The 11505-nt window shown below is 41.7% G+C and carries 14 protein-coding genes and 2 pseudogenes; 3 read left to right on the top strand and 13 right to left on the bottom strand.

The window, feature by feature from the left end:
* From GMD4S_RS05680 to nusB, 3 genes and pseudogenes are all read left to right on the top strand, one after another.
* A pseudogene (locus GMD4S_RS05680) lies at window positions 1–257 on the top strand (elongation factor P); the annotation flags it as partial.
* Between the two features lie 21 nt (window positions 258–278).
* On the top strand, window positions 279–668 hold the full coding sequence (locus tag GMD4S_RS05675; protein ID WP_000510584.1) for an Asp23/Gls24 family envelope stress response protein: 390 nt from the start codon (window positions 279–281) through the stop codon (window positions 666–668).
* Window positions 661–1083, top strand: coding sequence for a transcription antitermination factor NusB (nusB, locus tag GMD4S_RS05670; RefSeq protein ID WP_000203650.1), 423 nt, complete (start codon window positions 661–663; stop codon window positions 1081–1083). Before GMD4S_RS05675 ends, nusB begins: the two co-directional genes overlap by 8 nt.
* A gap of 49 nt (window positions 1084–1132) precedes the next feature.
* Here the strand turns inward: nusB and GMD4S_RS05665 are convergent, their stop codons facing one another.
* The 13 genes and pseudogenes from GMD4S_RS05665 to GMD4S_RS05605 all read right to left on the bottom strand — a co-directional run bounded on the left by GMD4S_RS05665 (window position 1133) and on the right by GMD4S_RS05605 (window position 11364).
* Window positions 1133–1858 (bottom strand): CPBP family intramembrane glutamic endopeptidase, encoded by a 726-nt coding sequence (locus tag GMD4S_RS05665; protein WP_000732995.1) that lies wholly within the window; start codon window positions 1856–1858, stop codon window positions 1133–1135.
* 26 nt (window positions 1859–1884) lie between these two features.
* A complete protein-coding gene (locus GMD4S_RS05660; RefSeq protein ID WP_008275472.1) occupies window positions 1885–2160 on the bottom strand; it encodes a hypothetical protein in 276 nt (91 codons plus the stop codon).
* Between the two features lie 126 nt (window positions 2161–2286).
* Window positions 2287–2988: pseudogene (locus tag GMD4S_RS05655) on the bottom strand (lysostaphin resistance A-like protein).
* 150 nt (window positions 2989–3138) lie between these two features.
* Complete coding sequence (locus tag GMD4S_RS05650; RefSeq protein ID WP_001017372.1) at window positions 3139–3906, bottom strand: acetyl-CoA carboxylase carboxyl transferase subunit alpha; 768 nt, start codon at window positions 3904–3906, stop codon at window positions 3139–3141.
* Complete coding sequence (accD, locus tag GMD4S_RS05645) at window positions 3903–4769, bottom strand: acetyl-CoA carboxylase, carboxyltransferase subunit beta (protein WP_001173376.1); 867 nt, start codon at window positions 4767–4769, stop codon at window positions 3903–3905. The genes GMD4S_RS05650 and accD overlap by 4 nt, the downstream gene beginning before the upstream one ends.
* Window positions 4770–4804: 35 nt before the next feature.
* A complete protein-coding gene (gene accC, locus GMD4S_RS05640) occupies window positions 4805–6172 on the bottom strand; it encodes an acetyl-CoA carboxylase biotin carboxylase subunit (RefSeq protein ID WP_000488663.1) in 1368 nt (455 codons plus the stop codon).
* Between the two features lie 11 nt (window positions 6173–6183).
* On the bottom strand, window positions 6184–6606 hold the full coding sequence (fabZ, locus tag GMD4S_RS05635) for a 3-hydroxyacyl-ACP dehydratase FabZ (protein WP_000565515.1): 423 nt from the start codon (window positions 6604–6606) through the stop codon (window positions 6184–6186).
* Window positions 6603–7091 (bottom strand): acetyl-CoA carboxylase biotin carboxyl carrier protein, encoded by a 489-nt coding sequence (gene accB, locus GMD4S_RS05630; RefSeq protein WP_001052298.1) that lies wholly within the window; start codon window positions 7089–7091, stop codon window positions 6603–6605. The genes fabZ and accB overlap by 4 nt, the downstream gene beginning before the upstream one ends.
* Before the next feature lie 2 nt (window positions 7092–7093).
* Window positions 7094–8329 carry a beta-ketoacyl-ACP synthase II gene (fabF, locus tag GMD4S_RS05625; protein ID WP_000774052.1) on the bottom strand — a complete coding sequence of 412 codons (1236 nt, stop codon included), beginning with the start codon at window positions 8327–8329 and terminating at the stop codon, window positions 7094–7096.
* Window positions 8330–8357: 28 nt separating this feature from the next.
* Window positions 8358–9089 (bottom strand): 3-oxoacyl-[acyl-carrier-protein] reductase, encoded by a 732-nt coding sequence (fabG, locus tag GMD4S_RS05620; RefSeq protein WP_001177614.1) that lies wholly within the window; start codon window positions 9087–9089, stop codon window positions 8358–8360.
* A 45-nt stretch (window positions 9090–9134) separates the two neighbouring features.
* Entirely contained in the window at window positions 9135–10055 is a 921-nt protein-coding gene (fabD, locus tag GMD4S_RS05615) for an ACP S-malonyltransferase (RefSeq protein ID WP_000167649.1), read from the bottom strand.
* Entirely contained in the window at window positions 10048–11022 is a 975-nt protein-coding gene (gene fabK / locus GMD4S_RS05610; protein WP_000857452.1) for an enoyl-[acyl-carrier-protein] reductase FabK, read from the bottom strand. The genes fabD and fabK overlap by 8 nt, the downstream gene beginning before the upstream one ends.
* A gap of 117 nt (window positions 11023–11139) precedes the next feature.
* Entirely contained in the window at window positions 11140–11364 is a 225-nt protein-coding gene (locus tag GMD4S_RS05605) for an acyl carrier protein (protein ID WP_000257840.1), read from the bottom strand.
* Window positions 11365–11505: the final 141 nt, after the last annotated feature.

The following is an 11505-nucleotide window of genomic DNA, read 5'->3' as shown; positions in this document are numbered from 1 at the left end:
AATTGCTTTACATTCTTGAAAACTCAGAAGTGAAGATCCAATTCTACGGAACTGAAGTGATTGGTGTTACCGTTCCTACTACTGTCGAATTGACAGTTGCAGAAACCCAACCATCTATCAAAGGTGCTACTGTTACAGGTTCTGGTAAACCAGCAACGATGGAAACTGGACTTGTCGTAAACGTTCCAGACTTCATCGAAGCAGGACAAAAACTCGTTATCAACACTGCAGAAGGAACTTACGTTTCTCGTGCCTAATCTCTAGAAAGAGGTCATTCTATGGGAATTGAAGAACAACTTGGCGAAATCGTTATCGCCCCACGTGTACTTGAAAAAATCATTGCTATTGCTACTGCAAAAGTAGAGGGTGTTCACTCTTTTTCAAACAAATCAGTATCTGACACCCTTTCAAAACTTTCTCTTGGCCGTGGTGTTTATCTTAAAAACGTGGACGAAGAGCTCACAGCAGATATCTATCTCTACCTTGAGTACGGAGTAAAAGTTCCTAAGGTAGCTGTTGCTATCCAGAAAGCTGTTAAAGATGCCGTCCGCAATATGGCTGATGTAGAACTCGCTGCTATCAATATTCACGTTGCAGGTATCGTTCCAGATAAAACACCAAAACCAGAATTGAAAGATCTATTTGACGAGGACTTCCTCAATGACTAGTCCACTATTAGAATCTAGACGCCAACTCCGTAAATGCGCTTTTCAAGCTCTCATAAGCCTTGAATTCGGTACGGATGTCGAAACTGCTTGTCGTTTCGCCTATACTCATGATCGTGAAGATACGGATGTGCAACTTCCAGCCTTTTTGACAGAGCTAGTTTCTGGTGTTCAGGCTAAAAAGGAAGAACTAGACAAGCAAATCACACAGCATTTAAAAGCAGGTTGGACCATCGAGCGTTTAACACTCGTGGAGAGAAACCTCCTTCGCTTGGGAGTCTTTGAAATCACTTCATTCGACACCCCACAGTTGGTGGCGGTTAATGAAGCTATTGAGCTTGCAAAGGACTTCTCAGATCAAAAATCTGCCCGTTTTATCAACGGACTGCTCAGCCAGTTTGTAACAGAAGAACAGTAAAAAGAAAAAGTGTTTGACAATTATCAAACACTTTTTTCTTTGCCTCCTACTATCTAAAAAAATGATAATAGATATAATTATAAACAAAAATCCAGATGGGTTTTGCATAAATGAGAAAGTTGAAAAAACTATGGCACAGGATGGTAATTTTTAAGTTCTTTGTCCATCGGTAGACAAGGGCATAGAAGAGACCGCCTAAACTATAAATAATCAAACTGATAGGATCTCGGTGAGTTAGGATCAAATGACTAAGTCCAAAGATAAGAGCAGATAGGATAACATCCAGATAGTACTTGGACTGGGGAAAGAAGGTATTCATAAAGTACCCTCTATGAATCAGTTCCTCTAATATAGGTGCGACGATTACTGTTAAACTAAAACTGAGAACAGTTGATAGAAAAGTTGGTTGCCCATTGGAGTATAGAATCGAAAGAAGGTCTTGAAAGATATACTTGTTATCAATTAGGTGATGAAACTGTAACTGAAAAGCATCCACCAATTGACGTTCAAAATAAGTAGCCACTAGACCAAATACAAGGTAAAAGAATCTTGACTTCTTTGAACCCTTTTTCTCAAAAATATAGAGCATCTCTTTCTTTTTGAGCCAGTAGATAAATAATAGCAAAAGAGCTATTACTTCAACTGTTAAAAAGATAGAATAGCCATCTATCCCCCATCCTAAAAACTTAGTTAGATGCATAATCCCTAACTCTGGTAGGTAAATCGATAGAAATACCAGTGATGTATAGACTCCCAAATGCCCTAGTTTTTTCATACTTACCCCTTTAAATTATTAGACTATTAAGGTATAATTCCGTTACCATAACCAGTCATTCTATTACGTATTGTACTCCATTCTGTCGCTAAACTATATGCATATGGCGAATCCCAATGTCTATCGTCAACTAACCAAATCATACCACCACCTGAAACTTGCTCTAAGTCCTCAGATGAAAGAACTGTAAATGTTTCTGTACCTGTCCTATCAAGTAGCTCCTTAAAATAAATTTTTGTCAGCTTACATCTACAGTATATATCTTTTTTATCTATTTTATAGTCCATCTCCTCAACTGTCAATTTTTCATCCTAAATGGTAGCTCTACTCATTGAGAAATAAGAAATTGATAAAAGAGATTTCTCTATCTTCCCATCAAATTAGAAAAAGTGTTCGACAAATATCAAACACTTTTTTCTTTGTCTCCACTATCTAAAAATCAAATAATAGATATAAAATAAGAGCGACGGAGCATAGGGAATCGCATTATAGAAACTATGACAAACAATAGTAAATCGAAGACTACCCGTAACTCGATAAGTAACTGCAAACAGAAGACCAAGAATACTATAAATGATGAGACTGATGGGGTCACGATGGGATAGAACCAAGTGACTGAGCCCAAAGATGAAAGAAGACAAGATCACATCCAAATAAAACTCCGACTTCGGAAAGAAGGTATTCATAAAATAACCTCTATAGATTGTCTCCTCAACAACAGGTACAATCGAAACATTAAAGATTAAATATATAAGACTTGATAGAGTCGTTTCTTTTCCGTTTAAGTAAAGTTCTGAAAGAAGGTCTTGGAAAATAAAACTATGGTCAATCAATCGAATATTCTGCATTCTAAATCCATTTAAAAAAGAATAGATAAGGAAACAAGCTACCAAGAAAGCGAGATAAGACCAGCGTCAATCCTTTTTCTCAAAGATAAAGAGCATCTTCTTCTTTTTCAACCACAAAACGAATAAAAAGAAAATAAGTAACACTTCTCCAACTAGGAAGATTATATAGCTGTCCATTCCTAAACCAAAGGTTCTAGCTAGAGTTATAGCTCCTAATGGCGTTAAATAAATGTACAGGAACATTAAAATCATACAGATTCCTAAATGTATTGTCTTTTTCATTCTTTCTCTCTCCTAATGGTAAACTCTCTATTAGGGCTATATAGAGGATAGACTATTGATATGTTTTTATTATTTATCTAGAGTATTGATGTTTATCCATGCTCTATTATCAAAATAGCTAGAACAATTTGTTCTAGCTTTTAAATTTTCTTAGTATTTTCTAAAACGTTGGTAACGTTCTTCGATAAGTTGGTCGAGTGGTAGTTCTTGCAACCTATCTAGTTCTGCACGCAATTCATTTTTAACGCAACCTAGCAGTTCTTTACTTGACAGTCCTGCCTCTGAGATTACCTTGTCTACAATTCCCATTTCTAGGAGTTCATGTGAAGTGATTTTCATCAATTCCGCCGCTTCCATAGCACGACTTCCATCCTTCCAAAGGATAGAGGCAAATCCTTCCGGGCTAAGTACTGCGTAGATTGAGTTTTCTAACATCCAGACACGATTAGCTACGGCTAGAGCTAGAGCCCCACCAGATCCACCTTCACCGATAATAATCGCGATGATTGGAACCTTGAGATCACTCATTTCCATCAGGTTTCGGGCAATTGCTTCACCTTGTCCACGTTCCTCGGCACCAACACCTGGGTAAGCACCCGCCGTATTGATAAAGGTCACAACTGGACGGCCAAACTTTTCTGCCTGTTTCATCAGGCGCAAGGCCTTACGATAGCCTTCTGGATGTGGTTGCCCAAAATTTCGTTTGAGGTTATCATGAAGACTCTTCCCCTTTTGGATACCAACGACAGTTACTGCTTGGTCACCTAACCAACCAATTCCACCGATAACCGCACCATCATCACGGAAAGAGCGATCTCCATGCAATTCGATAAACTCGTCAAAAATTCCATTGGCAAAATCAAGTGCAGTCAAGCGACTCTGCTCGCGTGCCTCTCTGACTATTTTTGCAATATTCATCCGCGACTTCCTCCATGCAATCTTACTAATTTAGCAATTGTTTCAGGCAATTCTCTCCGTTTGACAATTGCATCAACAAATCCATGTTCAAGCAGAAATTCTGCCTTTTGGAAGTCATCCGGTAAGGTCTCACGAACTGTATTTTCGATAACACGACGTCCAGCAAAACCAACCAAACTCTGTGGCTCAGCTAGGATAATATCCCCTTCCATAGCAAAAGAAGCGGTCACCCCACCTGTTGTCGGATCGGTTAAAATAGTTAGGTAAAAAAGTCCTGCCTTGGAATGACGTTGAACTGCCGCAGAAATCTTAGCCATCTGCATCAAGCTCATGATTCCTTCTTGCATACGGGCTCCACCAGAAGCTGTGAAGAGAACGACTGGCAAGTTTTCTACCGTTGCATACTCAAACAAGCGCGTGATTTTTTCACCCACAACGGTTCCCATAGAAGCCATGATAAAGTTTGAATCCATGATCCCAAGGGCAACTTTTTGTCCCTTGATGCTAGCTGTACCAGTCAGTACTGCTTCATCCAAACCTGTCTTTTCACGCATACTAGCTAGTTTTTTCTGGTAGCCAGGAAAGTTTAATGGATCTTGAGTTTCAATACCCGTAAACATCTCCACAAAGGTGTCAGAATCAATCGTCAAATCCAAGCGTTCCTGAGCTGAAATACGGAAAGTATAGCTACAATGGGGACAAATTCGTTCGCTCCCAAGATCCTTTTGGTAAATGGTGTGTTTACAACCAGGACACTGGGAGAAGAGTTCATCCGGAACCTCAGGCTTGGCTTGTGGTTTCTGCCTTACGGAACGGTTAGGATTGATCCGAATATACTTATCCTTTTTACTAAATAGAGCCATAACTCCCCCTTTTAGTTCTCATACTATTTGAAAGTCTATTCTTTTTCTTGGTATTTTGGCAAGAAAGTTTCCATCAAGAAGGAAGTATCGTAGTCACCAGCGATAACTCGGCGGTCTGAAATCAGATCCAACTGGAAGTCTGCATTGGTTTGCACTCCTTCAATATCAAGTTCATAAAGTGCCCGTTGCATCTTCATTAAGGCATCAAAACGATTCTCCCCATGAACAATGATTTTGGCAATCATACTATCATAGTAAGGAGGAATGGTATAACCTGGATAGACTGCAGAGTCTACACGCAATCCAACTCCTCCACTTGGAAGGTAGAGGTTGGTAATTTTACCTGGGCTTGGAGCAAAGTTAAATGCTGGATTTTCCGCATTGATCCGGCACTCGATAGCATGACCTCGTAGGACGATATCTTCTTGTTTGAAAGGTAAAGGTTGACCGGCAGCAATGCGAATCTGCTCTTTCACGATATCAACACCTGAAACAAACTCTGTGACTGGGTGTTCAACTTGCACACGAGTATTCATTTCCATGAAGTAGAAATTGCCACTCGCTTCATCGAGAAGAAATTCAATCGTCCCTGCATTTTCATAGCCAACAGACTCTGCTGCACGAACGGCTGCAGCACCAATTTCATGACGAAGGGTTTTGCCAATTGCAATGGATGGGCTTTCTTCTAAGACCTTTTGGTTATTCCGTTGGAGTGAACAGTCCCGTTCACCAAGATGGACAACATGACCCTCTTGGTCCGCAAGAATCTGAACTTCGATATGACGAGCTGGATAAATCACACGCTCAAGATACATAGCGCCATTTCCAAAATTGGCCTTGGCTTCACTGGATGCTGTTTCAAAGGCTGCGACCAAGTCTTCTGCCTTTTCAACCTTACGAATCCCTTTTCCACCACCACCTGCCGATGCCTTAAGCATGACTGGATAGCCAATTTTTTCTGCAACTGCAAGCGCCTCTTCAGCCGTGTGAACTTCACCATCAGATCCTGGGATAACTGGAACTCCAGCCTTGATCATTTGCTCACGCGCATTGATCTTATCTCCCATGGTATCCATTACTGCCCCAGAAGGACCGATGAACTTAATCCCCACTTCATCACACATCGTGGCAAACTTGGAGTTTTCGCTAAGAAAACCAAAACCTGGGTGGATGGCTTCTGCTTCAGTCAAGACTGCAGCAGATAAAATAGCGTTGATATTGAGATAAGACTCAGTCGCCTTACCAGGTCCGATACAGATAGCTTCATCTGCTAGGAGTGTGTGAAGAGCTTCTTTATCAGCAGTTGAATAAACTGCTACAGTTGCAATGCCCAATTCACGCGCAGCTCGAATAATGCGAACCGCAATCTCACCACGGTTGGCAATCAAAATTTTACGAAACATGGAGAACCTCCTTAGTTTCCAATTGCAAAGGTAAGAGTACCACTCGCTGCAAGCTTACCATCTACTTCAGCCTTTGCTTCAACCACGGCAATCGTACCACGACGTTTGACAAAAGTAGCCGTCATGACTAATTGATCACCTGGTACAACTTGCTTCTTGAACTTAACCTTGTCCATGCCAGCATAGAAGACCAGTTTCCCTTTATTTTCAGGTTTGGACAATTCCAAGACACCAGCAGTCTGAGCCAAGGCCTCCATGATAAGAACACCTGGCATGACTGGGTATTGAGGAAAATGACCATTAAAGAAAGGTTCGTTGATGGTCACATTTTTAATGGCAACAATGGTATCCTCGCTCACTTCCAAGACACGATCCACTAGGAGCATGGGGTAGCGATGGGGTAGAGCTTCTTTGATTCCTTGAATATCGATCATTTGATACGTACCAATCCTTTACCGAACTCAACCATTTCTTCATTTGAAACGAGAATTTCTGTCACCACACCATCTTTAGGTGCAGGGATTTCATTCATGACTTTCATGGCTTCGATGATCACCAAAGTCTGACCTTTTTTAACACTGTCTCCAACTGTGACAAAGGCAGGTTTATCTGGTCCAGCAGCCAAGTAAGCCACCCCTACAAGTGGGCTTTCAACAACATCACCCTCTGGAGCAACAGTCGTTTCAGCCAGTGCTGGAGATTCTTCCACTGCACTCTCTACTGGAGTTGAAGGGGCAGAAACTACTGGACTTGCAGCTACTGCAGCTGGCACTGGAGCAACTTGAGCTGGTGCTTCAGAAGCCATTCTTGCTTCATTCTTACTAAACTGCAATTCGTCCGTTCCGTTTTTATAAGAAAATTCTCTCAAACTTGATTGGTCAAATTGAGCCATCAAGTCCTTGATTTCATTTAAATTCATAATTATTTATTCTCCCAACGTTTGAAAGCAAGAACCGCATTGTGTCCACCAAAACCAAAAGTGTTTGAAATAGCATAAGGGATTTCTTGCTCCAAGCCTTGTCCATAAACGACATTCGCTTCGATATAGTCTGATAACTCACTTGTTCCAGCTGTCATTGGTACATAGTTATGACGCATGGCTTCAATAGTAGCGATGGCTTCCACTGCCCCTGCAGCACCAAGCAAGTGTCCTGTAAAGGACTTGGTTGAAGATACAGGTACTTCTTTACCAAGGACAGCTACGATCGCACCACTTTCTCCTTTTTCATTAGCAGGAGTTGAAGTTCCGTGGGCATTGACATAAGCCACTTGCTCTGGAGAAATTTCTGCTTCTTCCAAAGCCAACTTCATAGCCTTAATCGCACCTTGACCTTCTGGATGAGGTGAAGTCATATGGTAAGCATCACAGGTATTACCATAGCCAACTACTTCAGCCAAGATGGTCGCCCCACGTTTTTCAGCATGTTCAAGGCTTTCAAGAACCAACATTCCTGAACCTTCTCCCATCACAAATCCGTTACGATCTTTGTCAAATGGGATAGAAGCTCGAGTTGGATCTTCTGTAGTTGATAGGGCGGTCAAAGCTTGGAAACCAGCGATAGCAAAAGGAGTGATAGATGATTCTGATCCACCAACTAACATGACATCTTGGAAACCAAACTTGATAGAACGGAAGGCATCTCCGATGGCATCATTTGATGAGGCGCATGCTGTATTGATTGATTTACAGATACCGTTTGCTCCGAAGCGCATGGCAACATTTCCTGAAGCCATATTTGGCAAGGCTTTTGGAAGTGTCATTGGTTTAACGCGTTTTGGACCTTTTTCATGAAGACGGATAACCTGATCTTCGATTTCTTTAATTCCCCCAATACCAGAAGCCACGATGACACCAAAGCGATCCTTATCGATTGCTTCTACATCAAGATTTGCATTTGTCACCGCTTCTTGAGCCGCATACAAGGCATACAAAGAATAGTTGTCAAAACGGTTGGTATCTTTTTTGACAAAGTATTTATCAAATGGGAAATCTTGAACTTCTGCCGCATTGTGCACAGCAAATTCGCTGTGGTCAAACTTAGTGATTTCTCCAATTCCAATCTTCCCAGTTTGCAAACTGTTCCAAAATTCTTCTGGAGTATTTCCGATAGGAGAGGTCAATCCGTAACCTGTTACTACAACTCGATTTAGTTTCATCTGTCTTACCTATATCTTTCCTTATTTTTTACATGCTAAGTCCGCCATCAACAGCGAGAACTTGTCCAGTCAAATAATCCTGTCCAGCCAGGAACACTGTAGCATCTGCGATATGTTCTGCTTGACCGAAATGTTTCATTGGGATTTGGGCCAATGTCGCTTCCTTGACCTTATCAGACAAAACAGCAGTCATATCTGACTCGATCATCCCTGGTGCAAGAGCATTTACGCGTACGTTGCGATTGGCAACTTCACGTGCAACTGACTTGGTAAAACCAATCAAGCCTGCTTTAGAAGCTGCATAGTTGGCTTGTCCGATATTTCCCATCAAACCGACCACACTCGACATGTTGATAATCGCACCTTCACGTGCCTTGATCATCTGTTTCAAGACTGCTTGCGTCATGTTGAAGGTACCTGTCAAGTTGATTTTAATCACTTTTTCAAAGTCTTCTTCGGTCATCTTGAGCATAAGCGTATCTTGAGTGATCCCAGCATTGTTGACCAAGACATCGACAGAACCGAGTTCCGCAATCGCTTGATCTACCATACGCTTGGCATCTGCAAAGTCTGAAACATCACCTGATATCGGTACTACTTTGACGCCGTAGTTTGAAAACTCAGCCAGCAATTCTTCTGAGATTGCTCCGCGACTATTCAAAACTACATTAGCGCCTAGTTGGGCAAATTTGTGAGCAATGGCAAGTCCGATACCACGGCTTGAACCTGTTACAAAGACATTTTTGTTTGTAAGTTGCATTCTATCTCTCCTATTTCCTGTTGTATTTTGTGGGAGAAGGGATCATTAGTTTTCTAACAAAGCATCCAAGCTTGCTTGGTCTTCAACGTTAGCTAGCTTAGCTGTTTTATCGATTTTTTTGACAAAGCCTGATAGGACCTTACCAGGACCAATTTCAATAAAGTTGGTTACCCCAGCATCCTGCATCACAGCAATACTTTCATAAAAACGAACAGGTTCTTTGACCTGACGCGTCAAAAGCTCTTGGATTCGACCTTTTTCCATAACAGCAGCTTCCGTATTGCCAACTAGTGGGCAAGTGAAATCAGCGAAACTCACTCCCTCAAGAGCTTCAGCTAGTTGCTGACTAGCTGGCTCTAAAAGTGCTGTATGGAAGGGACCAGATACATTTAAAGGAATCAATCGTTTTGCTCCTGCTTCCTGCAAGAGTTCAACTGCGCGGTCAACCGCAGCCACCTCGCCACCGATAACGATTTGGCTTGGGGTGTTGTAGTTAGCTGGAGTCACTACTCCAACTTTAGAGGCTGTTTCACAAGCTTCCTCAATCACTTCAACTGGAGTATTGAGAACCGCAACCATCTTCCCAGAGCCTGCAGGTGCAGCCTCTTCCATATAAGCACCGCGCTTAGCAACCAAGGCAACTGCATCCTCAAAGTCCAAGGCCCCACTTGCTACAAGAGCAGAATATTCCCCAAGAGACAATCCTGCTACCATATCTGGCTGATAACCCTTTTCTTTCAATAGTCGGTAAATAGCAACCGAAGTCGCTAAAATAGCTGGCTGCGTATAGCGAGTCTGGTTTAACTTGGTTTCTTCCTTATCAATCAAGTCACGAAGATCATAACCCAAAACCTGACTGGCTTGGTCAATTGTTTCCTTGACGATAGGATAGCGATCATAGAGATCACGCCCCATTCCTAGATACTGAGCACCTTGACCTGCAAATAGAAAGGCTGTTTTAGTCATTTCTTACAACTCCTGCCCAACGAGAGGCTTCTTCTTGAATTTTTTTGGCTGCGCCATAGTATAGATCTTTTAGGATTTCTTCGACAGTTTCCTCTTTAGAAACCAAACCAGCGATCTGACCTGCCATGACAGATCCACCTTCTACATCTCCATGAACAACGGCTTTAGCAAGAGCACCAGCTCCCATTTGTTCAAAGATTTCTAAATCTGGATTTTCTTGTTTAAAGGCATCTTTTTCAGCCTGCTCAAAGTCACGTGTCAATTGGTTTTTAATGGCACGAACAGCATGTCCAAAGTGTTGAGCTGAAATAGTCGTATCAATATCACGCGCTTTTAAGATTTTTTCCTTGTATTTTGGATGGGCGTTAGATTCCTTAGCTACTACGAAACGCGTACCAACCTGAACAGCCTCAGCTCCAAGCATAAAGCCTGCAGCGACACCTTCACCGTCCGCAATTCCTCCAGCTGCGATAACTGGAATTGAAACAGCTGCAGCAACTTGGCGAACCAAGGTCATCGTCGTCAATTTACCAATATGCCCACCGGCTTCCATTCCCTCTGCAATAACCGCATCTGCACCAATTTTTTCCATGCGTTTTGCCAAAGCAACACTTGGAACAACGGGAATAACTGTAATTCCTGCATCATGGAAACGAGTCATGTATTTACTTGGATTTCCTGCACCAGTTGTAACAACCTTGACCCCTTCTTCAATCACGAGATCAACGATGTCTTCTACAAAAGGTGACAAGAGCATGATGTTGACACCAAAAGGTTTGTCCGTAAGTGATTTGATTTTATCGATATTAGCCTTTACGACCTCTTTAGGTGCATTCCCACCACCGATAATCCCTAGACCACCAGCTTTTGATACTGCACCAGCCAAGTCACCATCAGCAACCCAGGCCATTCCTCCTTGAAAAATAGGATAATCAATGTTCAATAATTCTGTAATACGTGTTTTCATAGTGCCTCCATCATTCCTTGCTTACGTAATAGTTCGACGAGTTTATCATTTGAGTTTCAAACTATTACCTAAACAAGAGGGAGTGGGTTTCCCCTACTCCTTCTAGTAATATGTTAATTATTTTGTTTGCTCTTCAACGTAGGCAACCAAGTCACCAACTGTTTTCAAGTTATCTTCTGCTTCGATTTGGATATCGAAAGCATCTTCGATTTCAGAGATTACTTGGAACAAGTCCAATGAATCTGCATCCAAATCATCAAAAGTAGATTCAAGTGTTACTTCTGATGCGTCTTTCCCAAGTTCTTCAACGATAATTTCTTGTACTTTTTCAAATACTGCCATGATAGGACTCCTTTAAAATATAAAAAATTTATAACTATGTGTTTACCACATGATTACCTAGATTGTAAGAATGAGTGTGCCCCATGTCAAACCTCCACCGAAGCCTGATAGGAGAATCGTCTGGCTACCATCTAAACGAAT

The organism is Streptococcus sp. GMD4S (genome assembly GCF_000296955.1).
The sequence above is the reverse complement of the archived record's forward strand: the minus strand, read 5'-3'. Positions and strand labels throughout refer to the sequence as shown.

Excerpts from the sequence above, each read along its gene's own strand:
- fabD (WP_000167649.1), bottom strand. The coding sequence starts at position 10,055 with ATGACTAAAACAGCCTTTCTATTTGCAGGTCAAGGTGCTCAGTATCTA.
- accD (WP_001173376.1), bottom strand. The coding sequence starts at position 4,769 with ATGGCTCTATTTAGTAAAAAGGATAAGTATATTCGGATCAATCCTAAC.
- accC (WP_000488663.1), bottom strand. The coding sequence starts at position 6,172 with ATGTTTCGTAAAATTTTGATTGCCAACCGTGGTGAGATTGCGGTTCGC.
- GMD4S_RS05675 (WP_000510584.1), top strand. The coding sequence starts at position 279 with ATGGGAATTGAAGAACAACTTGGCGAAATCGTTATCGCCCCACGTGTA.
- fabZ (WP_000565515.1), bottom strand. The coding sequence starts at position 6,606 with ATGATCGATATTCAAGGAATCAAAGAAGCTCTACCCCATCGCTACCCC.
- GMD4S_RS05605 (WP_000257840.1), bottom strand. The coding sequence starts at position 11,364 with ATGGCAGTATTTGAAAAAGTACAAGAAATTATCGTTGAAGAACTTGGG.
- GMD4S_RS05650 (WP_001017372.1), bottom strand. The coding sequence starts at position 3,906 with ATGAATATTGCAAAAATAGTCAGAGAGGCACGCGAGCAGAGTCGCTTG.
- fabF (WP_000774052.1), bottom strand. The coding sequence starts at position 8,329 with ATGAAACTAAATCGAGTTGTAGTAACAGGTTACGGATTGACCTCTCCT.
- GMD4S_RS05665 (WP_000732995.1), bottom strand. The coding sequence starts at position 1,858 with ATGAAAAAACTAGGGCATTTGGGAGTCTATACATCACTGGTATTTCTA.
- accB (WP_001052298.1), bottom strand. The coding sequence starts at position 7,091 with ATGAATTTAAATGAAATCAAGGACTTGATGGCTCAATTTGACCAATCA.
- nusB (WP_000203650.1), top strand. The coding sequence starts at position 661 with ATGACTAGTCCACTATTAGAATCTAGACGCCAACTCCGTAAATGCGCT.
- fabK (WP_000857452.1), bottom strand. The coding sequence starts at position 11,022 with ATGAAAACACGTATTACAGAATTATTGAACATTGATTATCCTATTTTT.
- fabG (WP_001177614.1), bottom strand. The coding sequence starts at position 9,089 with ATGCAACTTACAAACAAAAATGTCTTTGTAACAGGTTCAAGCCGTGGT.